Below are 25,559 nucleotides of genomic sequence, written 5' to 3'. Positions count from 1 at the left end.
ACATGACGCGCAGTTTGATTCATTTAAATGGAATGATACAAATGACTATACCTCACGTTAAGGCTGTAGCTGCCGCAGTATGCGTCGCCTGCCTCCCATCACTCGGCCATGCCGCTGAACAAGACACCGTGGTCGTTACCGCTACCGGTTTCGAGCAGAAAATTCAGGATGCCCCGGCTTCAATATCTGTTATTACCAAGCAGCAGATTGAGGACAAAGCCTATCGAGATGTCACCGATGCGCTAAAAGATGTCCCTGGCGTCGTCGTCACTGGCGGGGGGAGCAGTAGCGATATCAGTATTCGCGGTATGGCTTCGCAATACACGCTCTTCCTGGTCAACGGTAAACGCATCAGCACCCGCGGTACACGTCCTAACAGCGACAACTCAGGTATTGAGCAAGGTTGGCTGCCGCCGCTGGAATCCATCGAGCGTATCGAGGTAATCCGCGGCCCGATGTCATCCCTCTACGGCTCCGATGCGATGGGCGGCGTCATTAACGTCATCACCAAAAAAGTGTCGAATACTAAAGCCTGGACCGGCTCTTTGCACGGCGATGCCACTTTCCAGGAAGACAGAGACTCCGGCGATATTTACCAGACCAACGCCTATGCGTCTGGACCACTGATTGACGGATTACTTGGCGCGAAGGTGACCGGATTATTCTCCCACCGCGCGGAAGATGAAATCGTAAATGGCTACAATGAACAGCGTATGCGTAGCGGGGGATTAACCCTGAACTTTACGCCAGATGATAAAAACGACATCGATTTCGATTACGCACGTGAATTGCAGGATCGCGACAGTACGCCGGGCAAATCCATGGCCGAGGAAAACTGCCGCAACGGAAGCTGTAAGCCCAACAGTAAAAGCGAAAACAAGTATGTGCACACCACGTACTCAATAACCCACAGCGGTTATTACGACGACTTCAACTCCACCAGCTATGTCCAGCAGGAAGAGACCGACAACCCCGGTCGCCAGATGAAATCCTACAACACGATTTTCAATAACCAGAACCAGGTATTCCTTGGGGCGCACACCCTGACGTTGGGCGGGCAATACCGTTATGAAAAACTGCGCGATAATGGCAACCAGCTGCAAGCGGCTGATGGACTGAACAAACTGACTCGCTGGAGCTGGGCGCTGTTTGCTGAAGATGAATGGGCCGTTACCGATACCTTCACGCTGACCGGCGGTCTGCGTATGGATAAGGATGAAAACTACGGTGACAACTGGACGCCGCGCGGCTATGGCGTATGGCATCTGAGCGATCAGTGGACCTTAAAAGGCGGCGTTTCCGCGGGCTATCGCGCACCGGATCTGCGCCAGTCTTCTGCCAGTTGGGGACAGGTCACCGGCGGCGGTCGTCTGAACGGAATCATTGTCGGCAACCCGGATCTGAAGCCGGAGAAAAGCCTCAGCGAAGAGATCGGTTTACTGTGGGATAACGGCAACGACCTCAACGCAGGCGTTACGTTGTTCAATACCGACTTTAAAAACAAAATCACCGAAGTTCGCCGTTGTAACAGCAGTTCCGATCCGGCCTGCACCATCGGCGGCACCCATTATGACTTCGTCAGCGATCGCGTTAACGTCGATAAAGCCAATATGCGCGGCGTAGAATCCACCTTCGGCTGGAAAATAACCTCTGACGTCAACTGGACCGCGAACTACACCTACACAGAATCTGAGCAGAAAAGCGGTCAGTTCTCAGGCCAACCGTTGAACAAAATGCCGAAGCATATGTTTAACACGACACTGGACTGGCAGGCTACGCAGGATCTCGGTTTCTGGAGCCGTCTGAATCTGCGCGGGAAAACGTCTGAATACCTGAGCCGTACCTCCATGGCACAGGGCACCCCGTCCTATACTCAGGTCGACGTTGGTTTACGTTACTATGCTACCAAGGATCTGTTGATGACCGCTGGCGTGTATAACGTGCTGGATAAACAAATCGATTACGATACCTACGACACCGTCCTTGATGGACGTCGTTACACGGTTGGCATGACTTACAGCTTCTAAGTTAGGCGCAATAAAAAACCCCGGCACTCATCATGCCGGGGTTTTTGTTATGCTTTTTTATACTGTTACTTCTTTACGCGGCCCGGGAATTTCATTTCGCTGTAGCGAACAAAACGGGTTCCTTTGGTCAGCTTATAGCCAAACCAGATAATCAGGAACAGCGGGATACCGATATAGGTCGCCATCACACCGCCCCAGTCAATGCTGTCTTTCAGGAACGCTTCGTAGTTCTGACCCAGGGTGATAATCAGGCACAGCACAAAGGCGAAGATCGGACCCAGCGGGAAGAAGCCAGAACGGTACGGCAGATCCTTCACATCGTGCCCCTGCAGCACATAACCGCGACGGAAGCGATAGTGGCTAATAGCAATCCCCAGCCAGGCGATAAAGCCCGTCATCCCGGAAGTATTCAGCAGCCACAGGTACACGGTCTGGTTGCCAAACATTGAAGTCAGGAAGCACAGCCCCGCCACCACGGTGGTCGCATACAGCGCGTTACGCGGTACGCCGCCACGAGACAGTTTGCCGAAAATACGCGGCGCTTTACCGTCACATGCCAGGGTGTAAAGCATACGCGTGGAGGCGTACATCCCGGAGTTACCTGCGGACAGCACCGCCGTCAGGATAACTGCGTTCATCACCGCTGCCGCAGACAGCAGACCCGCATGCTGGAATACCAGCGTGAACGGGCTAACGCTGATGTCTTTTACATCGTTACGCAGCAGGCTTGGATCGGTATACGGAATGATCAGGCTGATAATCAAAATTGCGAACACATAGAACAGCAGGATTCGCCAGAATACCTGACGTACCGCACGTGGAATGTTCTTTTCAGGATCTTCAGATTCGCCAGCCGCGATACCGATAAGCTCTGTCCCCTGGAAGGAGAAGCCGACTATCATCGCCACGCCAATCATCGCAGCAAAACCACCGGCAAACGGTGCATCACCGGTCGTCCAGTTGCTCCAGCCCACCGGCTGAGCGCCTTTGAAGATACCGAAAATCATCATCACGCCAACCACGATGAAGATAATGACGGTGGTAACTTTGATCAGTGAGAACCAATATTCCGCTTCACCAAACCCGCGAACGGAAATGTAGTTCAGCAGGAAGATAACGCCGAGGAACAGCGCACTCCAGATCCAGCCCGGCGTGTCCGGGAACCACCAGCTCATCACCAGCTGTGCGGCCACCAGGTCAACGGCAATCGTTACCGCCCAGTTGTACCAGTAGTTCCAGCCCAGCGCGAAGCCAAAGCCTTCTTCTACGTAGTTCTGACCGTAGGTGGAAAACGAGCCGGAAACCGGCATATAGGCAGCCAGTTCACCGAGGCTGGTCATCAGGAAGTACACCATCAGACCGATCAGAATATAAGAGAACAACGCGCCACCTGGACCCGCTGCAGAAATAGTTGCACCAGATGCAACGAAAAGACCTGTACCGATGGAACCTCCAATGGCAATCATCGTCAGGTGACGCGCCTTCAGTTCACGACGTAGCGTGGGCGCTTCTGTGGTTTTAGTTTCGGAAACCATGTGAAAATGCTATCCATCCAAAAAATGAGGCGCGATTGTAGCAGACGAAATGGCATTCTTCCGGCACAAATACGCTGTTATAAGAGACCTTCATGACTGGCCGCGGATTATAAGTAAAGCAGAAAATATGCGGTGTAAGGCGGTTAAGTTATAACCGCCGTTCTACAGAGAGGTGACATTACGACAGTAAGCGCCCTATTCGCCCAGCTCGACCTGATCGCTGTAATGTAAAAAACGCGTAATGGCATTGGAGATGTGTTTTTGCCTGTGATGCACGCGCCAGAGAGTACGGACTAAACGCGGCAGCGGCACGGGAACTTCGCTCAGCGTTCCCGCCTGCAACTGCTCCGCAATAACCCGACGCGACAAGCAGCTGATCCCGAGACCATGACGCACCGCATGCTTAATGGCCTCGGAGTTACCCAACTCCATTGCCATCTGAAATCTCGGCAGATGAGACAGCAGCAGGTAATCCACCAGTTCGCGGGTACCCGATCCTCGTTCACGCAGGATCCACGGCGAAGCAGCCAGCTTTTCCAGCGTAACAGGCCCCTTTGTGAGCGGTGACGACGGTGCGGCAAACACCACCAGCTCGTCTTCCAGCCACGGTTCAGAAATAATTTCAGTACTGTGACAAGGCCCTTCGATCAGTCCGATATCTACCCTAAAATCCAGCACCGCATTAATCACATCCTGACTGTTACCCACGCTCAGCTCGAGCGGCAAATCAGGAAAATCCTGCCGATAGCGGGCGATCATAGCAGGCAAGATATAGTTACCAATGGTGCTACTGGCATAGACCCGAATGGCACCATTATCTTCGCGAAAAAGCTGTTCGATTTCGGTTGTTTGCTCAAGTAACGCCAACGCTCGTGGGTAGAGCAAACGCCCGTGCTCGTTGACCACCAGTCGTTTACCGACACGGTCAAACAGTTGCACGCCGAGTTGCCCTTCCAGATCGGTAAGTGCCGCACTCACCGCCGACTGCGACAATGCCAGCATGACAGACGCCTGGGTCGTTGAACCGCTTTTTAGTACCTCAGCAAACACTTCAAGTTGTCGCAGGGTGATATGCATAGTCGTTTTCCACCGGATATCCGTTACTTATACCCTAAATAATTCGAGTTGCAGGAAGGCGGCAAGAGAGTGCATCCCCGGGAGCGTACTTAAGTACGTGACTGGGGTGAACGAGCGCAGCCAACGCACATGCAACTTGAAGTATGACGGATATACCACTTATATAGATTAATTATAAATATATAATCAATTTTATTTTTAAACCACTTCGCCGTACTCTTTTACCCAGATAAAGGAGAAGGATATGACAGAACTCACCTTGCAGACTCATCGTCGTACAGCGTGGCATTTTATTCCGGGGCTTGCCCTGAGTGCAGTTATCACTGGGGTTGCCTTATGGGGTGGATCTATTCCCGCCGTCGCAGGTGCCGGGTTCAGCGCCCTCACCTTAGCAATCTTGTTGGGGATGGTCCTCGGCAACACCGTCTATCCGCACATCTGGAAAAGCTGTGACGGCGGCGTGCTGTTTGCTAAACAACATCTATTACGTCTGGGGATCATCCTCTACGGCTTCCGCCTCACCTTCGCGCAAATTGCTGACGTCGGCGTTAGCGGTATCGTGATTGATGTGTTAACGCTGAGCAGTACCTTTATGATTGCCTGTTTCCTGGGGCAAAAAGTGTTTGGTCTGGACCGCCACACCAGCTGGCTGATTGGCGCGGGGAGCAGCATTTGCGGTGCCGCCGCCGTGCTGGCAACCGAGCCGGTAGTGAAAGCGGAAGCCAGTAAGGTAACCGTCGCTGTCGCCACCGTGGTGATCTTCGGTACCATCGCTATCTTCCTGTATCCGGCAATGTATCCGCTGCTGGCACACTGGTTTAGCCCAGAAACCTACGGCATTTACATTGGTTCCACCATGCATGAAGTGGCGCAGGTAGTGGCTGCCGGGCACGCCATTAACCCGGATGCAGAAAACGCCGCGGTTATTGCCAAAATGCTGCGCGTCATGATGCTGGCACCGTTTCTCATCCTGCTGGCAGCTCGCGTTAAACAACTGTCTCCGGCTACGGGTGGTGAGAAAAGCAAAATCACTATTCCATGGTTTGCCATCCTGTTCATTGTGGTCGCGATTTTTAACTCGTTCCACCTGCTGCCGCAGTCGGTTGTGAACATGCTGGTAACGCTGGACACCATTTTGCTGGCAATGGCAATGGCTGCACTGGGGTTAACCACTCACGTTAGCGCACTGAAAAAAGCCGGTGCCAAACCGTTACTGATGGCCCTGCTGCTGTTTGTCTGGTTGATTGTCGGTGGTGCTGCGATTAACGTCGCTGTCCACGCCCTGATGGCATAAACGATCACGACTCACCTCCATTAACCCGCTATACTCTCCCTTTTTGTATTTGAGTATGGCGGGTTAAATTTATGAAATACATCGGAGCGCACGTAAGCGCCGCTGGCGGTCTGGCTAACGCCGCTATTCGAGCCGCAGAAATCGAAGCGACCGCATTCGCCCTGTTCACCAAGAATCAGCGCCAGTGGCGTGCCGCGCCGCTGACCACCGAAATCATTGATGATTTCAAATCTGCCTGTGAGAAGTACCACTACACCTCTGCACAAATCCTGCCTCACGACAGTTACCTGATTAACCTCGGTCACCCGGTCAGCGATGCGCTGGAAAAATCGCGTGATGCGTTTCTTGATGAAATGCAACGCTGTGAACTGCTTGGCTTATCCCTGCTGAACTTTCACCCTGGCAGCCATTTGATGCAGATCCCGGAAGATGAGTGTCTGGCGCGCATTGCCGAATCCATCAACATCGTCCTCGCTCAGACCCAGGGCGTTACGGCAGTTATCGAAAATACCGCCGGACAAGGTAGTAATCTGGGATTCAAGTTTGAGCACCTGGCCGCCATTATCGACGGCGTCGAAGATAAGTCCCGTGTTGGCGTTTGTATTGATACCTGCCACGCTTTCGCGGCGGGTTACGATTTGCGTTCCGCAGAAGAGTGCGAAAAAACGTTTGCGGAATTTGAACGTATTGTCGGTTTCAAGTATCTACGCGGTATGCACCTGAACGACGCCAAGAGCGCGTTTGGCAGTCGCGTTGACCGTCATCACAGCCTGGGTGAAGGCAATATTGGCCATGATGCCTTCCGTTGGATTATGCAGGATAATCGTTTTGACGGTATTCCAATGGTGCTGGAAACCATTAATCCGGATATCTGGGCCGAAGAGATCGCCTGGCTGAAAGCCCAGCAAACAGAAAAAGCAGTGGCGTAACGATCTCCGCGCGCCAGACAAGCTGGCGCGTATCAAGTGAGCGTAACCAGATCCTCTGGCATATGGTTGTACAAAATCCGCCAGAAATGCTCAGCCGTTTTATTCAAACGGGTATCCATTCGGTAAATATAGGCCTGAATTGGCACCATCAACTCCGGCGTGTCCAGACAAACCAGGCGCTTATCGCGCAATTCGTTCACGATCGTCCACGCTGGCAGCCAGGCGATACCATGACCATCTAATGCCATATTCTTCAATAGCTCACTCATCGAAGACATAAACAGCGTACGCGCCGAAATACTGCCCACCTCCGCCAGGTGACGGTTAACCAATCTTCCCATGTAGGAAGTGCTGGTATAGTTCAGAATCGGCACCTGCGGCTGATAGATATCAAACAACGCCTTACCCTGTGCATCCGCAGCACAGACGGGATACAGCTCAGACTCAAAAACCTTCAAGCCGCAGAAAGGTGACTGCATTAAGTCTTCATCGCGAAAGGAGATAATAAAATCACTTTTCCCCTCGCGCAGCGTATTCACCGCCTGGACTACGTCAATCGCTTCGACGTGGTAAACAAACTCCTCGCCCCATGCCGACATTGAATGTACTAATCTGGGCAACATCGTCAGCGACAAAGAATGTGCCGCCGCTATTTTGATATTGGGAACGCCAAGCAGGTTGTGACCACTTAGCTCATCTAAATTGCATTCCAGTTGTTGCAGCAGGCTACGGGTCTGCGAATGGAATAACTTACCCTCCTCCGTCAGCTGCAGTGGACTCGTCGTACGGTCAAACAGCAGCACCCCAACAGCGGATTCGAGCGCCTTGATCCGCCGGCTAAATGCCGGTTGGGATAGGTTGCGCTCCTCCGCGGCCTGGGAAAAATGACGACACGCTTCCAGCGTCAGAAAATCATATAACCATTTTGTCTCGATATTTTTCATGCCTGTCACGCGGATGTTTAAATATGTCGATTAGTCTTAAGCATCATGCCTGAATATTCCCGGAGATGATATTCAACATCAGTATCTGGTGATTCGTTTTTTGCATAATGCCTTCGTTTTTGACATTAACATGTTTCTTTACTCATCGACCACGACCGCTCACCCACCGCGTAACGTCGGGCCTCTGGCTGATTGCCGGCCAGCTGAGGTGGTAAAAGACATCACACTCATGCGTTTTTTGCATTGAACCAAACATTATTGCATTTCTCCTCACGACACTCTGCTGTTAAACATAAGCACCAGATAGACACCAGCTCTGAATATTAAATATCGGTAAATAGAGGTATATATCGTGAAAGGTTTAATTGGCGTACTTGGTGGTATGGGGCCTGCTGCAACCGTCGATCTTTTTAATAAATTCGTCACCTTTACCGCAGCGCAACGCGATCAGGAACATATCCCATTAATTATTTCATCCATCCCTGATATTCCAGACCGAACTGATGCGTTAATGCATCATGGTCATTCCCCACTTCCGGCAATGCGTGATTATATGCACAAACTGGAAGATGCTGGTGCGGAGTGTATTGTGATCCCCTGTAATACCGCCCATTTTTGGTTTAATGAATTAAAAGAGTGCTGTCATACAGAGTTACTCAGTATCGTTGAAACAACCATGAATGAGGTCAAAAACTGCGGAAAATCACGTATCGGTTTACTTGCTACTAACGCCACCCTTTACATGGGACTCTACCAAAAAGGCATAGAATCTCTTGGTTTAACCTGCATCAGTCCTGATTCATCCGGTCAGGAAAAGGTCATGGAAAGTATTTATTGCTTAAAAGCCGGCGACCTTAAGCGGGCACAAACGCTGATGAATGAACAGGCTGAAGTGCTCTTCTCACGCGGCGCACAAATCATTGTACTGGGATGTACTGAAGTCCCCGTCATTCTTGCCGACGCAGTCAGAAAGTCTCCAGATAAATATATTGACTCAACCGGATCATTAGTTCGCGCCGGTATTAAATGGTACGAAAAACGAGTTGGCAAACATCATCTTCTGGCGCAATAACAGCCATTACCAGATTAATAAAGCATTAAACAACCACTTATTTTAATAACAAATTATTCTCTGGCGGAGGCCATTATGGTTTGGTTAGAAATTATCGTCGTGTTGGGTGCAATATTTTTTGGTATCCGCCTCGGTGGAATAGGTATCGGTTTATGCGGTGGTCTGGGGCTGGCTATTTTAACGTTGGGATTTGATCTGCAAATTGGCTCGCCACCCGTTGACGTTATCCTTATTATTATGACAGTTGTCGTGGCAGCATCGGCGCTACAGGCCGCAGGAGGTATGGATTATCTGGTTCGTGTTGCCGGTAATTTCATGCGGCGTAACCCTAAATATATCAATATTATTGCACCGATTATCACCTGGTCGATGACCATAATGGCCGGAACAGGGTTCATTGTATTTTCTACCCTGCCAGTGATTGCCGAAGTCGCCAAAGAGTCCGGTATCCGCCCTTCTCGTACGCTCGCCGGATCCGTAGTCGCCTCCCAGGTGGCGATATCCGGTTCGCCGATCAGTGCCGCAATGGCGGCGATGCTGACCATTATGGAGGGCAACGGTATCACCTTTATTCAGGTCATGGCGGTATGTCTACCAGCTTCGTTTGTCGCCGCGATGGTTGCCGCTTTTATCGCCTCACGTCAGGGATGCGAGCTTCAGGATGATGAAGTCTATCTGGAACGCCTGCAAAAAGGATTAGTGCGTAAATATGAAGGGCAAAACAGCACCACGCCGGGTGCCAAACTCTCGGTCGCCCTGTTTATGCTGGCAACGGTCGTCATCGTTATTCTTGCCGCCTGCCCGCAGCTACGCCCTGGATTCGATGCAGGCAACCCAATGAATACCCGGGATATCATCATTATCTGTATGTTGGCTGCCGCTTGCCTGGTGGTGGTGTTATGCAAAACATCAACCGATGCTATTGTCCTGACATCCACGTTTAGATCAGGGATGAGTTCACTGGCGGTCATTCTCGGGATTGTTACACTGGGAACGACCTTCATTGATGCCCACTTAGCGGAGATTAAGGATATCGCAGGCGATATTCTACGGGCTTATCCCATGCTGTTGGCACTGGTGCTGTTTGGTACCTGTGCGCTTCTCTACTCGCAAGGCGCCACCACGCCGCTGATCATCCCTCTGGCCGTTGCGCTCGGCGTGCCTACATGGGCAATTCTGGCCTCCTATGTGGCGGTAACCGGGGTGTTTGTTCTACCAACATACCCGACTTCGCTGGCGGCAATGGAGTTCGACACCACAGGGACAACGCGCGTGGGCAAGTATGTCTTAAACCATCCGTTTATGCTGCCAGGACTGGGTGGGATCATTGCTGGCGTTGCCTTTGGTTTTATCATCGCGCCAATGATTACCTGACCCGTTTTATTAAGGCTGGATTGATTATTGTGGCGATGCTGCAACGGTATAGGTAAAAGCATAAAAAAGGGGCAGAGAATTCTCTGCCCCTGGTATTGACGTTAAATCAGGCCGCCTTTGCCACAACCTCAGCTTCCGGGCGCTTCAGCACCGCGTAGGAGAGACCGGCTACCAGCGTACCGGCAATAATTGCCAGCAGGTATCCCAACACCGGCGTGATTGCACCTGGGATTAACAGGACAAACAGCCCGCCGTGTGGCGCCATCAGCTTCGCGCCCACCGCCATCGAGATAGCCCCGGTAATCGCACCACCAACGATACAGCAAGGCAGAACGCGCATTGGGTCACGGGCAGCGAACGGGATTGCCCCTTCGGTGATAAAGCACAGGCCCAGTACCAGCGCAGCTTTTCCGCCTTCCTGCTGCGCTTTGTCGAACTTACGACGCGCAACCAGCGTTGCCAGACCCAGAGCCAGCGGAGGTACCATACCCGCAGCCATGATGGCCGCCATCGGCGCATAAGTTTGTGTACTCAGCAGACCCACACCGAAAGCATACGCCGCCTTGTTAACCGGACCACCCATGTCGGTACACATCATGCCGCCAAGAATCGCGCCAAGCAGCACCGCATTGGCCGTACCCATGGTTTGCAGCCAGTGAGTCAAACCTTCCAGAATACCCGCCACCGGTTTGCCGATCAGGTAAATCATGGCCAGGCCAACCACCAGGCTTGAGAACAGCGGAATGATCAGGATCGGTTTCAGCGCTTCCATACTCTGCGGGAGTTTCAGCTTCGTGCTGATAAGCTTCGCCACATAACCGGCAAGGAAACCAGCAATAATCCCGCCAATAAAGCCGGAACCGGTGCTTACCGCCAGCATACCGCCGATAAGACCCGGCGTCAGACCCGGACGGTCAGCGATGGAAAACGCGATATAACCTGCCAGTACCGGCACCATCAGCGCGAAGGCTGAACCACCGCCAATCTGCATCAGCGCCGCCGCCAGCGTACCCTGCTCTTTAAACGCTTCGATACCAAAAGCGAACGAGAGTGCAATACACAGGCCGCCAGCAACTACCATCGGCAGCATATAAGAGACGCCCGTCAGCAGGTGACGATACGCCCCCGCGCTCTCTTTCTTACTTTCGGTTGCTGAAGTCTGCGCTTTACCGGTTGGCTGGTACGGTGTTGCTTCTTCCAGCGCTTTGTCCAGCTCCTGCTTTGTTTTCTTCAACGCAAGACCGGTAGAGGTGCGATACATCGGTTTGCCGGCAAACTTCGCCAGATCAACTTCAATGTCAGCTGCCACAATCACCAGATCAGCCTGAGCCACCTCTTCCGGCGTAATAGCGTTACCTGCGCCAACAGAACCTCGGGTTTCAACCTTCACCCACCAGCCACGTTTTTTCGCTTCAGTTTCAATCGCTTCAGCGGCCATAAACGTATGAGCAACACCGGTCGGACACGCCGTCACCGCCACCACGCGTTTTGGACCACTGCTGGCCACAGGTGCTGTTGTAACCGGGGCGCTGTAGGGTTTTGCATGGCCTTTAGCTTCGCTAAGGAAGAGTTCAGGATGCGCAACCGCACGACCAATGTCGCCCAGCCAGACTTTTTTGCCATTCAGCGAACTGTCGGCAGGAAGCGTATCGCCCAGAACAATTGCCAGTTCGGCATCATTCGGATTATCAATAATTTCCAGATGTGCTTTCTGTGCCGCCGCTCCAAGCAGGGTTTTCGCCATGTAAGCGCGAGCCTGGCCGAGATTAGCGTCAATAATCAGCAGCGTTTTCATTATGCCTCTCCTGCTGTCAGTTAAACGGTTTTAAGTCGACACGCGCCATCATTGCGGCCAACTGAGGACGATCGGTAATGCCTACATTACTTTGGCTTACCGCCAGGGCGGCAACAGCCGTCGCCAGACGCAGGGTATGTTCGCTGGACTCACGCATCAGCAGGCCGTAAATCAGACCGCCAACCATTGAATCACCCGCACCGACGGTGCTGACCACCTCAACTGACGGCGGTTTAGCAATCCACTCGCCTGAGGCGTTAACCCACAGCGCACCTTCCGCGCCGAGTGAAATCACCACATGAGCGATCCCCTGCTCGCGAAGCGCATGCGCCGCTTCAATCACATCTTTCATTTCCGGCAGCTTACGACCGGCCCAGATTTCCAGTTCGCGACGGTTTGGCTTCACCAGCCATGGCGCCGCTTTCAGACCTGCTACCAACGCTTCACGACTACTATCAAAGATAATGCAAGGACACTGACTACGCAGGCGCGTCATCCAGTCGGTGAAGGCTTCCGGGCTCACGCCGGTTGGCAAACTGCCGCTGACGCACACCATGTCGAACTGGCCCAGCCAGCTCAGCGAATCATTTACAAAGCGTTCCCAGTCAGCCGGGGTGACTTCAAAGCCGGAGAAGTTGAAGTCAGATACTTCACCGTCTTTTTCGGTCAGCTTGACGTTAATACGGGTACGGCCCTGCACGACCTGAAAACGGTTGGCAATGCCCAGCTCGCTGAACAACTGCTGAAAACCATCCTGGTTGTCTTTACCCAGGAAGCCACCCACAGTGACATCGATACCTAAATCCTTCAAAACCTTAGCGACGTTGATCCCTTTCCCTGCCGCATGCAGACCGGTGGTTTTAACCAGGTTCACTTCACCGCGTTCAATTTCCGGGCAGAAACCCACCAGGTCGTAGGCCGGGTTAAGGGTGATAGTAGCAACACGTCTGCTCATTACGCGCCCTCCCCAAGACCTGCTGCGATGGCTTCGCCAATCGCCTTCAGCGCCTGTTCAGCATCTTCGCCCTGTGCAGTAAAGCGCAGGTGATGTCCTTTCTTCACGCCTAACGCCACAACTTTCATCAGACTGCGTCCATTCGCCGGCTTGCCGGTTCCATCAAGATTTGTCACGGTAATTTCACTGTTAAATTGTTTAATCGTATTCACCAGCATGGTGCCCGGGCGGGCATGTAAACCATGCTCATTGCGCACAATAAATTCGGCGCTCAGTACATCATCAGTTAAGGCGTCATCGCTGGTCAGCAGCGCCAGCACCGTTGCCGCATCAGCTTTCAACAAACGGTCAGCTTTATTATTCAGCAGCAGATCGCCAAGGCGCTTCAGTACCGCAACCGGTTGATCGTCATTCATGGCGACGGTCACCAGCAAGGCTGCCGCTTCACCTTGTACATCGAACGCTGTTGCTGCACGACTAACCGCAACGGCGCTACGCACGTTACCTTCAGCACAGTCATTCAGCCAGATCCCCTGACCGAGATTCATCGGTTGCTCATTGATTGCTCTGGCCACAAAGGTGGCGTCAACCGCACCGACTTCTTTCAGCCGTGCCGCGTTGAGTGCCTGCAGCGTCACCAGCGAGTTGGCCACGACATCCAGCGACAGCGTTTCGTTATCAAGCTTCAGCTGTTCACTTTGCTTTTCACCCATCAGCAGCGCACGCAGTTCTTCCGCCGTGGTCGCAGATTTCAGCTGTTCAGCGACGGAGTCATCGCTCAGCACGTGTGTCAGCTGACGCAGTAAACCGAGGTGTTCATCAGAACTTGCGGCGATGCCGATTGCCACATAAGCAACCTGCCCTTCGCCCCAGGTCACGCCCTGCGGAAACTGAAATACCTGCACACCGGTTTTCAGTACCTGATCGCGCGTGTCCGTCGTACCGTGAGGAATCGCAATACCGTTGCCGAGGAACGTGGACGTCTGTTGTTCGCGCGCCAGCATGCCATCGACGTAGCCTTCCGCGACGTTACCCGCCTGCACTAAGGCAGCGGCAACCTGGCGAATAGCCTCTTCTTTATTCCCGGCCTGTTCGCCCGGGTGAATATCCTGAACAGATAACTGGAACATGATTCTCCTCTCCCGCTGAATTGAAACGATTCAGCCAACATGAGAAAAAAGGCGTCACCCGACTCCATCAGTTAAGGCAAGATGACGCTGAAACGTTTCAAGAAGTCTTGCTCTTTTTTCTTCAGCACACAAGTAAAGTTGACAAATTACTTGCTGAATTTAGAGATAACGCACATTTTCTCTGCGGAGGAGAAAAAATTGCTGACGCAAAAACGCCGTCAGCTTGTCAGATTCAGCAACGTCAGCAAGCAGCATTCTTTGACTGAAATGCTATTTTGATTTTTGATGCCGATTTTGATTTGGCTCCCTGTTTATTTTCTGACAAGCGGCGTAAACTCCGCGTCTCTTCACATCATTGATATCAAAACATGCATAACACCCCCGTAGCCGCCACACCCAAGGCGTTTGATTTAACGTCTTCGGCGTTCCTGCTTGTCGCATTTCTGACGGGTATCGCCGGTGCGTTGCAGACGCCAACGCTCAGCCTTTTTCTGACGGATGAAGTCCACGCCCGTCCCGGCATGGTCGGGTTCTTTTTTACCGGTAGCGCTGTGATCGGTATTCTGGTAAGTCAGTTTCTGGCCGGACGTTCAGATAGAAAAGGCGATCGCAAGAACCTGATTGTGTTTTGCTGCGTGCTGGGGATGCTGGCCTGCGTGCTGTTCGCCTGGAACCGTAATTATTTTATCTTGCTGTTTGTCGGGGTATTCCTCAGCAGCTTTGGATCGACCGCCAACCCGCAAATGTTTGCTCTCGCCCGTGAACACGCCGACCGCACAGGTCGGGAAGCCGTCATGTTCAGCTCAATATTACGTGCGCAGGTTTCGCTGGCCTGGGTAATTGGCCCGCCGCTGGCCTACGCGCTGGCCATGGGATTCAGCTTTACGGTGATGTATCTCAGCGCGGCGGTGGCGTTTGTTGTCTGCGGCGTAATGGTCTGGCTGTTTTTACCCTCAATGAGTAAAAACGTGCCTCTCGCGACAGGCGCAGTTGAGGCCCCGCGCCGCAATCGACGCGACACGTTGCTGCTGTTTGTTATCTGCACATTAATGTGGGGAACCAATAGTCTCTATATCATTAATATGCCGCTGTTTATCATCAACGAACTGCATCTGCCGGAAAAACTGGCGGGCATCATGATGGGCACCGCAGCCGGACTGGAAATCCCAACCATGCTGATTGCTGGCTATTTTGCAAAGCGTCTGGGTAAACGTCTGTTGATGAGAATTGCCGTCGTTGCCGGATTCTTCTTTTATGCCGGCATGCTGCTGGCTCACTCTCCGGCGATATTGCTTGGCTTACAGCTGCTGAACGCGATTTACATCGGTATTCTCGGCGGGATTGGCATGCTCTATTTCCAGGACCTGATGCCGGGACAGGCAGGTTCAGCCACCACCCTCTATACGAATACCATTCGCGTGGGCTGGATTATTGCCGGATCGCTGGCAGGGATTGCCGCTGAAATTTGGAACTATCACGCGGTGTTCTGGTTTGCACTGGTGATGATCGTCGCCACCGTCGCGTGCCTGGCGCGCATCAAGGACGTTTAAGGCGCGGTTAGCGCTTCAAGCTCGATGAGATAAACCATGGCCTGGTGCGTCGTCCGCCCGCACATTTCCGCACTGGGCTGTAAACCGCCGCACACCTTTGGTCGTAGCGGCGACGCAAAAATTTTGCAACGCAGGGATTCATCCAACTGAACGCAGGGCGTATTAGCGGGCTTGCCATCAGCCATACCGGGGATGGGACTGGAGATTGAAGGCGCGGTGCAGCATGCACCACAATCCGGACGGCATTCCATACAGTACTCTCTTTATCGTAAACCATCGGATTGTGCGGGAAGGGCACAGTACCACCTTTTTTGCACCAGCAAAAGCATGAATTCCGCTTGCCTGAATGCCCCGGCGCGAGTAGTTTTACGCGATATTTTAGACACTCCTCACTACAGGATTTTTTCGATGCCAAGAGCGAACGAAATTAAAAAAGGTATGGTACTGAACTACAACGGCAAACTGCTGATTGTAAAAGATATCGATATTCAATCACCGTCTGCACGTGGTGCTGCCACGCTGTACAAAATGCGTTTTTCTGATGTGCGTACCGGTCTGAAAGTTGAAGAGCGCTTCAAAGGTGACGATATCGTGGATACCGTCACTCTGAGCCGTCGTGGCGTTGATTTCTCCTACGTCGATGGCAACGAATACATCTTTATGGATAAAGAAGACTATACCCCGTATACCTTCACCAAAGACCAGATTGAAGAAGAGCTGCTGTTCATGCCGGAAGGCGGTATGCCGGACATGCAGGTACTGACCTGGGACGGCCAACTGCTGGCGCTTGAACTGCCGCAGACTGTAGACCTGGAAATCGTTGAAACCTCACCGGGTATTAAAGGCGCTTCAGCGAGCGCGCGCAACAAGCCAGCAACCCTGAGCACCGGTCTGGTGATCCAGGTTCCTGAGTACCTAAGTGCGGGTGAAAAAATCCGTATTCATATCGAAGAACGTCGCTATATGGGCCGTGCAGATTAATTTTCTGCTGCGCAGTGACGGCAAGGGACAGCGCAGGCTGTCCCTTTTTTCATTTTCAGCGCTGGCTGCTGAGATAAAAATCATCCATCAACAATGACTCCAGATACTGTTCATCCTCTTGCATAAAACGCACTATCAGATTAACCGCCTGAGGATAAAACCCCTCGTTATCCCGCACCAGACAAGCGTCGCGAAATAACGGTGCCCAGCACAGAATATGATGATGCAAAAAGTAGTATTGCGCCGATAGCCTCTCCTCTTTAGCAACCATCCTCGCCATTAATGCCAACTGCACGGCAATATGATCGGAGGGCTCATTCTCTCTCGCTGCCAGACCTTGCTCAATCAGCAACACATTCATTTGCCGACGTTCTTCTGCCGCTGTCGTGTGTGGATAGTGCCCTGCATAGGGAGAAACACTAGCCGGCGGGGCCAGCAGAAACAGCGAGGCAAAATCTGCTGCCAGCTCCAGCTGTCGGGAGTCGCGCCGCAAAACCCGGCCCAGGCTACGCTCAAAACGTTTAACCTCGGCAGACACTCCAGGAACCGCCACCAGTGAGGCAATCCAAGCCTGGCTATCGCCGTTTTCCAGACTGGCGAGCTGTTTTTCATCCAGCTCCCGAAATAACAGTTGCGAAAACCACTGGTACACAGCTGCCCGCTGCTGATGAATTTGCTTATGCTGCACTGGTCCCCTCCTCTTTCACAATCTGCGGACCACCGAAAGCCGTCACTTGCGGGGCTTTCTGCTGATAACGCTCGACCTCCACCAGCACGGTATGCGCTGAAGGCCCCTGGGCCAATTGTGAAGTACCTATATCCGCGCTCAGCACGTTCGGGTCGCCATAGGTGCATAATGTCCCGGCTTTCCCTCCTTCCTGCGGGGAATACCATGCGCCTTCATGAATACGAATCACGCCAGGGGAAAAATCCGGACTGACAACCACGCCAGCCAGTACCTGACCACGAGCGTTATAAACGCGGGCGATATCACCGGCTTTTAAGCCACGAGCGGTGGCATCCTGTTCACTGATATAAAGCGGCTCTCTTCCGGCAACCGCATAGGTGTTGCGAAACGCCTCGCTAGAGCACAGTTGGGAATGCAGACGTTTATCCGGATGGCAGGATTGCAAATGCAGCGGGTATTTATCTTTTTTGCCACTATGGGTACGCTCAAAGGGTTCCATCCACACCGGATGCCCCGGACAATCCTCATAGGCAAAGCCCGCGATGGTTTTGCTGTAGATTTCAATCAGACCTGACGGCGTTCCCAGCGGATTCAGGTCTGGCTGGTCGCGAAACTCACCGTGCCGTACCCACGGCTGACCCGGCGGATATTCAATATATCCGTCACCCTGCCAGAACGTTGTGAAATCCGGTAATGAGACACCGAGCGACGCTCCCATCTTCACGCCTTCATCATAAAGCACCTGTATCCACTGCATTTCATCACGGTTTTCACGGTACACCGCTTCCTTGTCAAAGCGCTTACACAGCCCGGCAAACACATCAAAATCATGTCGCGCTTCATATTGCGGTTTGACGATCTGGTGCAACGCCATCAACCCTTTATTCGAATGCGTACCGAACTGCTCAATATCATTACGTTCAAAGCGGGTGGTAACGGGCAGGACGATATCGGCGAATCGGCACGACGCGGTCCATTGATGATCCAACACCACCACGGTTTCCAGCTTCTTCCACGCGTCGATCATGCGATTCCTGTCCTGCTGCGCATGAAATGGATTTGCCGCACTGTAGATCGCCATTTTGATGTCAGGCCATGTTAACGTCTCGCCGTTAAAGGCAACTTTTTTGCCCGGCTCAAGCAGGCAGTCAACGATACGTGAAGTGGGGATATGCTCCGATGCGCCGCGAAAATCCGCGTTGTACTTTGCCTGCGGGGGATTCGTGATCCCTCCCAGTCCAGAGAGCACAGGCCCGGCGGATGTTACCGTACCTCCACCGTTGTAGTGCCAGCCAAATCCTACCCCGCCGCCGGGCAAACCAATTTGACCGACCATGCTGGCCAGCACCACCAGCATCCACGGATACTGCTCACCATGGTGCATGCGTTGTACGCACCAACCGCCCATAAACTGTGTCCTGCCTTTCACCAACAGGCGGGCGAAGTCTCGGATCTGCTCTGCCGTCAGGCCGCAGATTTCTGCCGCCCATTCGGCATTTTTCGGCTGTTTATCGGCTTCGCCCAGCAGATACGGCAAAAACTGCTCAAAGCCGACGGTGTAATCGGTAATAAACGCCGTGTCGTACAATTTTTCTTCGTACAAGGTATGCGCCAGCGCCAGCATTAACGCCACATCGGTTTGTGGCCGCAACGCCAACTGCTCGCAGCCAAGAAAGTTTTGCGACTTGCTACGCACCGGATCAACACTGATAACGCGCATCTTACCCTGCGCTACCGCCTCTTTAATCTGCTGCCAGTAGCCAAACGCATCGTGATCGGGAACCAAAAACTCGATCTGCAGGTTCTTGATCGGATCGCAGCCCCACAGCACGATGGTATTGCTGTTTTCAATCACCAGCGGAAGCGACGTCTGCTGCTCATAAACTTCCAGCGAACCAATCACATGCGGTAAAATGACTTGTGCCGCTGCCGCAGAATAGTCGCCGACGGTTGTCACATAGCTACCATGCAGGCCAAGTCCCCGGTCCATCGCCCCGCCCGCTTTATGGTATTTGCCCACCATCTGCCAATCGGCAAGCCCGGTAAATACGCCTGATGAGCCATAGGTTTTTTGCACCCGCTCCAGCTCTTCGTAAAACAAATCCAGCGCCTGATCCCAACTAACCCGCACAAAACGGTTATCTCCGCGCTGGCTGCGATCCGACTTCTCACGCTTACGCAACCAGTCCAGACGCACCATTGGGTAGCGCACCCGCGACGGGTTGTAAACCACTTCACGCACCGCGTTCAGCATATCGCAGGGGTATTTGTCATGTTTGAACGGACGGGTTTCGGTCCACTCACCGTTGACCACTTTGGCTTCAAAAGCGCCATAGTGCGAACCAGATTGGATCCACTGTTCGGGATTTTCCCCCGCCGCCCACACTTTTGATATCAGCGGATTAGGCGCCAGTGCGCTGGCAGCCCCCACCGCCAGCATTCCGTTGAGAAAACGGCGGCGGGACGGATTAAAGTCATGAATATCCATACATTATCCTTACTTTTTGTTGGTTTCAGACACATCGCTGGCGTGGGTCTGGAGGTATTTCAACAACGTACGTTCCTCCACCGGATTAAGCCGGTAATAGGTCGACATGGCTTTCAGTCCGGCGATCCAGCCGTTAGCGGTATATCGGGTTGTAGGAGGAGTGCTATGACAGGCGCTACAGGTGGATTGCAGCATTTGATCTGAGTACTCCCAGATTGGCGCGAGCGTGTTGATAAAGTCCTGATCGGTGGTCCAGGCGGTGACGCTCACCTGCTGCCATTCCTGATGTGAGTCAGGATCGACCTGAGTTTGTAGCACTTTTACGTTCACCATCAGGGGCTCATCGAGAACGGCGGAGAAAACGCGTTTCCCCATATACTGGGTGATCACCCGTCCGCGTCCTTTGCTTTCACGCCAGCCCGTGATTTCGAGCTGCACGTTACGGCCTTCTTTTTTCAGCACCTTGACCTCGGTGGCGGGAAATAACAGCGCCTTCCCGACCGGACTCTCTGCCGTTGCCGCCAGTGATTTTTCGCTTAATGAGAACAGCGTGGTCGCATCCGTTGGCGTATCTCCTTGACGCTGTAGTTGCTTATAGCGATCGCGAAAACCGCTGCTCATATCGGGTTTGTGATGGGCAATTCCTTTGTGACAATCGATACAGTTACTGTCTTTTGCTGCCGCTGCGGTCATTTGCGCCGCCGCATTTGCCGATTGCTTGCCATGATCCATTGCCTCATAGCTATGGCAGGATTTACACGCCGCTGAATTATTCGCGCTCATGCGCGCCCACTCCCGCTGGGCCAGCTCCGGGCGTTTGGCAGCAAACTTTTCAGGAGTATCGATAGAAGGAGAAATAAAGGTGTGATAGAGGTCGTTTAAGGCTTCAGTTTTACGAATAAGCGTTGGAATAACGCCCGGTGGAATATGACAATCCTTACACTCAGCCCGCACGCCAGATGCGTTGCGAAAATGCACGCTGGTTTTATATTCCTCTCCAGCCGTGCGCATCGAGTGACACGATAAACAAAATTCGGTGGTACTGGTGTAATGAACGCCTTGCCACGTTCCCCAAATAGCCAGGGCCATTGCCACCGCCCCAGCCAATACGCACCACAATGCGTTCTTTCTTATCCACGACATGCTTGCCTCCATTTTTTTAATAGCGACACGCTAAGGGATAATAAAAACCAAAAATAGAGACAGCGATAGCAAGTTATAGGAACAGCCACTACTCCATGAGGTGTATCAAATAGTAAAAACGAGAAATTCGTAATATAGTGGCCATATATTAATAAGGAATTCCTCATGCTTACATTAACGCTCAATAGAGAACTCCGCACTCCGCTGCAATTGCAAATTTTTCAATTTTATTTCCAAGCTATTCAGCGGGGAGATTTGCTTTGTGGCGATAAGCTTCCCTCTATTCGCGAGCAGGCTCAGGTATTGAACGTAGCCAAAATAACGGTAGTGATGGCCTATGATAAGCTTATGGCTGCAGGGTTAATCAAGAGCCGACACGGCATTGGCTATGAAGTGATATTCACAACGCCTGTACGTATAACACCAACGCTTGTGCCCGTTACCCAGGGTTCTCCGCCCACAAAACCTAAAGCTGCCGGGGTCTCTACCGATGTTTACGCCGAGCCTGGACGAGAGTGCTACTGCCGGATGGGCGTCCCCGATCCCAACGCTTTTCCCTGGTCAAGCTGGCGGAAATGGAATAATGCTCCAAGCATACTTAAAGAACAATTATTTACCCGATATCATTCACCAAATGGATTATTTTCATTGCGTGAGCAATTGGTCAGATACCTTAATTTATCCCGCGGAATTAATACCCGAGCAGAGAACATCATCATTACCAACGGGATTCAGGAGGGATTATCACTGCTCAGCCAAATATTTATTATTCATCATGCTGTCAGTCAGCAAAAAAAGTGCCATATTGTGACCGAATCCCCTTGTTATTCTGGCGCATGGCATCTTTTTAATTATTACGGTGCAGACATTACGTCAATCGCCGTAGATAACCACGGGCTGCAAACAGATAATTTACCCGAGTATGAAACCCAGCTTTGTTATGTTACTCCAGCGCATCAGTATCCGATGGGAAGTGTACTTTCGCTGGAGCGCCGTCAGTCATTATTAACGTGGGCGCAACGCGTCGGCGCTTACATCATTGAAGATGATTACGATGCCGTTTTTACCTATGGGGAAAATCCCCTTCCCGCGCTGAAAGCCATGGATTATCACAACCGGGTTATCTACATGGGGACATTTTCTAAAACGCTGGGGCCAGGCGCACGGCTTGGCTATCTTATTTGCCCTGATGAACTGCTTCCGGCGGTACAGAATATGAAAGCGCTCAATAACAACGGCAGTCAGTGGTTGTTGCAGCAATTTTTAGCCGAACTGATGCAAAATCAGGTGTTTTATACGCATCTCAGCAAGCTGGCCTGCAGCTATGCGACGCGCCTCGCCCTGTTACGCGATGGCCTTTCCACTCTGTTTCCCGAAGGGAAAATCGCTGGCGCAACGGCAGGTCTGCACCTCTCGTTACGCATTGCCAGACATACCGAATTCATCGCCAAGCTGCAACAAAGCTGCCTGTTGGCCGGGATCCGTTTCGACACTCTGCCGGATATAGAAAATGGATCAGAAGCCACATGGCGCAAAGAGAACAGCGATGCTGTTATGTTTTTTGGATTTGGTGGATTGCAGATACAGCAGATCAATAAAGTGCTGACAGTGCTGGAGCAGGCGCTTGCGCAGCCTTGATGAATAACAGGGATCGCGCCTGTCGCGCAATCCCTGTGGTTAGACTTACAGCAGGTCGCGGAACTGCGTTTGTTTCAGCGCCAGCTCAACGCCGCGGACTTCTGCCAGGCCTTTCAGGCGACCAATCGCAGAGTAGCCTGGGTTGGTTTTCTTATGCAGATCGTCAAGCATCTGGTGTCCATGATCCGGACGCATCGGGATAGGACGCAGGTCGCCCGCCTTTTTACGCCGCTGCTCTTCGCTCAAAATGGCAGCCACCACCGATACCATATCCACATCGCCCTGCAGGTGCGCACCTTCATGGAAGGTTTTCGGGTTATCTTCACGACAGGTTGAGCGCAAGTGTGTGAAGTGGATTCGATCGCCAAAGGTTTCGATCATTTTCACCAGATCGTTATCAGCGCGCACGCCGTAAGAACCGGTGCACATGGTAAAACCGTTATTAATGCTATCGACCGTTTCTTTCAGCCACTGCATATCTTCGATAGTCGAAACGATACGCGGCAGGCCGAGGATCGGGCGCGGCGGATCGTCAGGATGCACGGCCAGACGCACGCCGACTTCTTCTGCCACTGGCACAATCGCCCGCAGGAATACCGCCATATTATCGCGCAGATCGTCCTTGCTGATGCCGTCATATTCAGCGAGACGCGCACGGAACTGATCCAGCGTATAGCCCTCTTCTGCACCTGGCAGCCCAGCAATGATATTGCGGGTCAGCTTTTCAATTTCTGCATCACTCATGGCATTGAAGTAGTCCAGCGCCTGGCGTTGTTCTTCGGCGGTATAATCCGCTTCAGCTCCCGGGCGTTGCAGAATGTGAAGTTCGAAGGCCGCAAAAGCAATCTGGTCAAAACGCAGCGCTTTGGAACCATCCGGCAGCTGATATTCGAGGTCGGTACGCGTCCAGTCGAGGATCGGCATGAAGTTATAGCACACCGTATCGATACCACAGGTCGCCAGATTACGGATACTCTGCTGATAGTTGGCAATCCACGTTTGAAATTGACCTGAACGCGTTTTGATATCTTCGTGGACAGGGATACTTTCCACCACCGACCAGGTCAGCCCTTTTTCAGCCAGAATGGCCTGACGCTGTTGAATTTCTTCTACCGGCCACACTTCACCGTTAGGAATATGGTGCAAGGCGGTCACAACACCCGTTGCGCCAGCCTGACGCACATCATCAAGCGATACCGGATCGTTAGGTCCGTACCAACGCCAGGTTTGTTCCATTGTTTCACCTCACAAGTTGTTATACCAAATTAAATCATCTTAATGACGACTACCATACAGGCATCCGTCAACTGATCAACACATTGCCGATGATTGGTTGATCAAGCTCACATTCCCCGGATAAATGAGGCACACCAATTCAATTTGTTGTCATATAACTTTATACTGCCATTGTTAATTTATGGTTAATCAGGTGTGTTAAATGAAAACTATTGCCTCAGCGCCACTGGCGGAAAATGTCATGATCCCGCAATACGACCGCCAGCAATTAAAAACGCGGATTGTGCATTTTGGTTTCGGTGCTTTTCACCGCGCCCATCAGGCGTTACTAACCGACAGGGTGCTGAATGCGCAGGGTGGAGACTGGGGTATTTGTGAGATCAGTCTGTTCAGCGGCGATCGACTGATGAGCCAACTGCGCGAACAGGATCATTTATTTACCGTGCTGGAAAAAGGGGCCAACGGCAACCAGCCAATTGTTATCGGCGCCGTCAACGAATGTCTCAACGCCAGGCTGGATTCGCTGGCGGCCATTATCGAAAAATTCTGCGAACCTCAGGTGGCTATTGTCTCGCTAACCATCACAGAAAAAGGCTACTGCATCGATCCGGCGACAGGCTCGTTAGACCTCAGTAATCCACGTATTGCTCACGATCTGCAAACACCGACTGAACCGCACTCTGCCCCCGGAATTATTGTTGAAGCCCTACACCGCCGACGTGAACGCGGGCTACACCCGTTTACCGTCCTCTCTTGCGATAACATCCCGGACAATGGTCATGTGGTAAAAAACGCCGTCCTTGGAATGGCGGAGAAACGTTCACCAGAACTGGCAACCTGGATTCAGGAACATGTCAGTTTCCCAGGCACCATGGTCGACCGCATTGTCCCTGCCGCCACTGAAGAGTCACTGGCCGAAATTGCCCGCGAGCTGGGGGTTGCCGATCCTTGCGCAATCAGCTGCGAACCGTTTATCCAGTGGGTGATTGAAGATAATTTTGTGTGTGGCCGCCCACAATGGGAAACGGCGGGCGTCCAGATGGTCGAAAATGTGTTGCCGTGGGAACAAATGAAACTGCGGATGCTGAACGGCAGTCATTCGTTTCTTGCTTATCTCGGCTATCTGGCCGGGTTTCAGCACATCAGTGACTGTATGCAGGACAGCGCTTTTCGTGAAGCCGCTTACCGCCTGATGCTCAACGAACAGGCACCTACGCTGCAAATTACCGATGTGGATTTAGACCAGTATGCCCTAAGCCTGTTGGAGCGTTTTGCCAACCCAGCGTTGAAACATAAAACCTGGCAAATCGCGATGGACGGTAGCCAGAAATTACCCCAGCGCATGTTGGAAGGGATCCGCGTACATTTAGCCCGCCAAAGTGAGTGGCCACTGCTGGCGCTCGGCGTCGCAGGCTGGATGCGTTATGTGAGCGGCGTGGATGATTCAGGCACCGCTATTGATGTTCGTGACCCGTTGAGTGAGAAAATTGCCGCTCTGGTTAAACAGAGCACAGAGTCAGAACGCGTCAACGCCCTGCTTTCGCTGCGCGAGATTTTCGCCACCGATCTCGTACAGAATCCGCAGTTTGTCGCGGCCATTCAGCAGGCCTGGCAACGCATTGCCCAATACGGTGCGCATCAGGCTGTCATTGAGACGTTAAAAAGTTAACGATTTCTGCCATTAAGCAGGACGAAGCGCCTCT

Annotated in this window: 20 protein-coding genes; 9 read left to right on the top strand and 11 right to left on the bottom strand. The window is 52.4% G+C overall.

Features of this window, described 5'->3' with window-relative positions:
* Positions 1 to 41 precede the first annotated feature (41 nt).
* Positions 42 to 2,027, top strand: coding sequence for a ligand-gated channel protein (locus OGY71_RS13785; protein WP_003834514.1), 1,986 nt, complete (start codon positions 42 to 44; stop codon positions 2,025 to 2,027).
* Positions 2,028 to 2,092: 65 nt separating this feature from the next.
* Here the strand turns inward: OGY71_RS13785 and lysP are convergent, their stop codons facing one another.
* Positions 2,093 to 3,562, bottom strand: a complete 1,470-nt coding sequence (gene lysP, locus OGY71_RS13780; protein WP_003834517.1) for a lysine-specific permease — start codon at positions 3,560 to 3,562, stop codon at positions 2,093 to 2,095.
* 195 nt (positions 3,563 to 3,757) lie between these two features.
* Positions 3,758 to 4,639 (bottom strand): DNA-binding transcriptional regulator YeiE, encoded by an 882-nt coding sequence (gene yieE / locus OGY71_RS13775; RefSeq protein WP_286613411.1) that lies wholly within the window; start codon positions 4,637 to 4,639, stop codon positions 3,758 to 3,760.
* Between the two features lie 244 nt (positions 4,640 to 4,883).
* Here yieE and OGY71_RS13770 point away from each other — a divergent pair, with 244 nt between their 5' ends.
* Together OGY71_RS13770 and nfo are read left to right on the top strand one after the other, a co-directional pair.
* The gene (locus OGY71_RS13770) at positions 4,884 to 5,933 is read left to right on the top strand and encodes a YeiH family protein (protein WP_043016967.1); all 1,050 of its coding nucleotides are present in this window, start codon (positions 4,884 to 4,886) and stop codon (positions 5,931 to 5,933) included.
* A 71-nt stretch (positions 5,934 to 6,004) separates the two neighbouring features.
* Positions 6,005 to 6,862 carry a deoxyribonuclease IV gene (gene nfo / locus OGY71_RS13765; protein WP_003834523.1) on the top strand — a complete coding sequence of 286 codons (858 nt, stop codon included), beginning with the start codon at positions 6,005 to 6,007 and terminating at the stop codon, positions 6,860 to 6,862.
* Positions 6,863 to 6,894: 32 nt separating this feature from the next.
* Here the strand turns inward: nfo and hypT are convergent, their stop codons facing one another.
* A complete protein-coding gene (gene hypT / locus OGY71_RS13760; protein WP_020996669.1) occupies positions 6,895 to 7,806 on the bottom strand; it encodes a hypochlorite stress DNA-binding transcriptional regulator HypT in 912 nt (303 codons plus the stop codon).
* Positions 7,807 to 8,158: 352 nt separating this feature from the next.
* Between hypT and cuyB the strand changes: the two genes are divergently transcribed.
* Complete coding sequence (gene cuyB / locus OGY71_RS13755) at positions 8,159 to 8,878, top strand: cysteate racemase (RefSeq protein ID WP_020996671.1); 720 nt, start codon at positions 8,159 to 8,161, stop codon at positions 8,876 to 8,878.
* 75 nt (positions 8,879 to 8,953) lie between these two features.
* Complete coding sequence (locus OGY71_RS13750; protein WP_286613410.1) at positions 8,954 to 10,252, top strand: anaerobic C4-dicarboxylate transporter; 1,299 nt, start codon at positions 8,954 to 8,956, stop codon at positions 10,250 to 10,252.
* Between the two features lie 106 nt (positions 10,253 to 10,358).
* On the opposite strand, the gene fruA is transcribed toward OGY71_RS13750, so the two are convergent.
* Genes fruA through fruB form a run of 3 tightly spaced genes read right to left on the bottom strand, consistent with a single transcriptional unit; the run spans position 10,359 to position 14,132 of the window.
* Positions 10,359 to 12,047 (bottom strand): PTS fructose transporter subunit IIBC, encoded by a 1,689-nt coding sequence (gene fruA / locus OGY71_RS13745; RefSeq protein ID WP_003834542.1) that lies wholly within the window; start codon positions 12,045 to 12,047, stop codon positions 10,359 to 10,361.
* Between the two features lie 16 nt (positions 12,048 to 12,063).
* Positions 12,064 to 13,002 carry a 1-phosphofructokinase gene (gene fruK / locus OGY71_RS13740; protein ID WP_003834544.1) on the bottom strand — a complete coding sequence of 313 codons (939 nt, stop codon included), beginning with the start codon at positions 13,000 to 13,002 and terminating at the stop codon, positions 12,064 to 12,066.
* On the bottom strand, positions 13,002 to 14,132 hold the full coding sequence (fruB, locus tag OGY71_RS13735) for a fused PTS fructose transporter subunit IIA/HPr protein (protein WP_003834546.1): 1,131 nt from the start codon (positions 14,130 to 14,132) through the stop codon (positions 13,002 to 13,004). The genes fruK and fruB overlap by 1 nt, the downstream gene beginning before the upstream one ends.
* 368 nt (positions 14,133 to 14,500) lie before the next feature.
* On the opposite strand from fruB, the gene setB reads away from it, so the two are divergent.
* The gene (setB, locus tag OGY71_RS13730) at positions 14,501 to 15,682 is read left to right on the top strand and encodes a sugar efflux transporter SetB (protein ID WP_003834548.1); all 1,182 of its coding nucleotides are present in this window, start codon (positions 14,501 to 14,503) and stop codon (positions 15,680 to 15,682) included.
* Here the strand turns inward: setB and OGY71_RS13725 are convergent.
* The gene (locus OGY71_RS13725) at positions 15,679 to 15,933 is read right to left on the bottom strand and encodes a YkgJ family cysteine cluster protein (protein WP_286613409.1); all 255 of its coding nucleotides are present in this window, start codon (positions 15,931 to 15,933) and stop codon (positions 15,679 to 15,681) included. The genes setB and OGY71_RS13725 overlap by 4 nt on opposite strands.
* 157 nt (positions 15,934 to 16,090) lie before the next feature.
* On the opposite strand from OGY71_RS13725, the gene yeiP reads away from it, so the two are divergent.
* Positions 16,091 to 16,663, top strand: a complete 573-nt coding sequence (gene yeiP, locus OGY71_RS13720) for an elongation factor P-like protein YeiP (protein WP_003027452.1) — start codon at positions 16,091 to 16,093, stop codon at positions 16,661 to 16,663.
* Positions 16,664 to 16,718: 55 nt separating this feature from the next.
* Here yeiP and torD read toward each other — a convergent pair whose 3' ends face one another.
* Genes torD through torC form a run of 3 tightly spaced genes read right to left on the bottom strand, consistent with a single transcriptional unit; the run spans position 16,719 to position 20,982 of the window.
* Positions 16,719 to 17,351, bottom strand: a complete 633-nt coding sequence (torD, locus tag OGY71_RS13715) for a molecular chaperone TorD (RefSeq protein WP_286613408.1) — start codon at positions 17,349 to 17,351, stop codon at positions 16,719 to 16,721.
* Positions 17,341 to 19,839, bottom strand: coding sequence for a trimethylamine-N-oxide reductase TorA (gene torA, locus OGY71_RS13710; protein ID WP_063940529.1), 2,499 nt, complete (start codon positions 19,837 to 19,839; stop codon positions 17,341 to 17,343). Before torA ends, torD begins: the two co-directional genes overlap by 11 nt.
* A gap of 9 nt (positions 19,840 to 19,848) precedes the next feature.
* Positions 19,849 to 20,982 (bottom strand): pentaheme c-type cytochrome TorC, encoded by a 1,134-nt coding sequence (gene torC / locus OGY71_RS13705; RefSeq protein WP_149335138.1) that lies wholly within the window; start codon positions 20,980 to 20,982, stop codon positions 19,849 to 19,851.
* A 165-nt stretch (positions 20,983 to 21,147) separates the two neighbouring features.
* Between torC and pdxR the strand changes: the two genes are divergently transcribed.
* Positions 21,148 to 22,620 carry a MocR-like pyridoxine biosynthesis transcription factor PdxR gene (gene pdxR, locus OGY71_RS13700; protein WP_286613407.1) on the top strand — a complete coding sequence of 491 codons (1,473 nt, stop codon included), beginning with the start codon at positions 21,148 to 21,150 and terminating at the stop codon, positions 22,618 to 22,620.
* 45 nt (positions 22,621 to 22,665) lie between these two features.
* Here pdxR and uxuA read toward each other — a convergent pair whose 3' ends face one another.
* Entirely contained in the window at positions 22,666 to 23,856 is a 1,191-nt protein-coding gene (uxuA, locus tag OGY71_RS13695) for a mannonate dehydratase (RefSeq protein WP_063940532.1), read from the bottom strand.
* 202 nt (positions 23,857 to 24,058) lie between these two features.
* On the opposite strand from uxuA, the gene OGY71_RS13690 reads away from it, so the two are divergent.
* Positions 24,059 to 25,525 (top strand): mannitol dehydrogenase family protein, encoded by a 1,467-nt coding sequence (locus tag OGY71_RS13690; protein WP_286613406.1) that lies wholly within the window; start codon positions 24,059 to 24,061, stop codon positions 25,523 to 25,525.
* Positions 25,526 to 25,559: the final 34 nt, after the last annotated feature.

The sequence above is a fragment of the Citrobacter sp. Cpo109 genome, from assembly GCF_030332565.1.
In the GTDB taxonomy this organism is placed as follows: Bacteria; Pseudomonadota; Gammaproteobacteria; order Enterobacterales; family Enterobacteriaceae; genus Citrobacter; species Citrobacter portucalensis.
The sequence above is the reverse complement of the archived record's forward strand: the minus strand, read 5'-3'. Positions and strand labels throughout refer to the sequence as shown.

Bases quoted from the DNA above. Each gene is read 5' to 3' on its own strand.
- OGY71_RS13785 (WP_003834514.1), top strand. From the start codon at position 42: ATGACTATACCTCACGTTAAGGCTGTAGCTGCCGCAGTATGCGTCGCC.
- lysP (WP_003834517.1), bottom strand. From the start codon at position 3,562: ATGGTTTCCGAAACTAAAACCACAGAAGCGCCCACGCTACGTCGTGAA.
- yieE (WP_286613411.1), bottom strand. From the start codon at position 4,639: ATGCATATCACCCTGCGACAACTTGAAGTGTTTGCTGAGGTACTAAAA.
- OGY71_RS13770 (WP_043016967.1), top strand. From the start codon at position 4,884: ATGACAGAACTCACCTTGCAGACTCATCGTCGTACAGCGTGGCATTTT.
- nfo (WP_003834523.1), top strand. From the start codon at position 6,005: ATGAAATACATCGGAGCGCACGTAAGCGCCGCTGGCGGTCTGGCTAAC.
- hypT (WP_020996669.1), bottom strand. From the start codon at position 7,806: ATGAAAAATATCGAGACAAAATGGTTATATGATTTTCTGACGCTGGAA.
- OGY71_RS13750 (WP_286613410.1), top strand. From the start codon at position 8,954: ATGGTTTGGTTAGAAATTATCGTCGTGTTGGGTGCAATATTTTTTGGT.
- fruA (WP_003834542.1), bottom strand. From the start codon at position 12,047: ATGAAAACGCTGCTGATTATTGACGCTAATCTCGGCCAGGCTCGCGCT.
- fruK (WP_003834544.1), bottom strand. From the start codon at position 13,002: ATGAGCAGACGTGTTGCTACTATCACCCTTAACCCGGCCTACGACCTG.
- fruB (WP_003834546.1), bottom strand. From the start codon at position 14,132: ATGTTCCAGTTATCTGTTCAGGATATTCACCCGGGCGAACAGGCCGGG.
- setB (WP_003834548.1), top strand. From the start codon at position 14,501: ATGCATAACACCCCCGTAGCCGCCACACCCAAGGCGTTTGATTTAACG.
- OGY71_RS13725 (WP_286613409.1), bottom strand. From the start codon at position 15,933: ATGGAATGCCGTCCGGATTGTGGTGCATGCTGCACCGCGCCTTCAATC.
- yeiP (WP_003027452.1), top strand. From the start codon at position 16,091: ATGCCAAGAGCGAACGAAATTAAAAAAGGTATGGTACTGAACTACAAC.
- torA (WP_063940529.1), bottom strand. From the start codon at position 19,839: ATGGATATTCATGACTTTAATCCGTCCCGCCGCCGTTTTCTCAACGGA.
- torC (WP_149335138.1), bottom strand. From the start codon at position 20,982: ATGTCGTGGATAAGAAAGAACGCATTGTGGTGCGTATTGGCTGGGGCG.
- pdxR (WP_286613407.1), top strand. From the start codon at position 21,148: ATGCTTACATTAACGCTCAATAGAGAACTCCGCACTCCGCTGCAATTG.
- uxuA (WP_063940532.1), bottom strand. From the start codon at position 23,856: ATGGAACAAACCTGGCGTTGGTACGGACCTAACGATCCGGTATCGCTT.
- OGY71_RS13690 (WP_286613406.1), top strand. From the start codon at position 24,059: ATGAAAACTATTGCCTCAGCGCCACTGGCGGAAAATGTCATGATCCCG.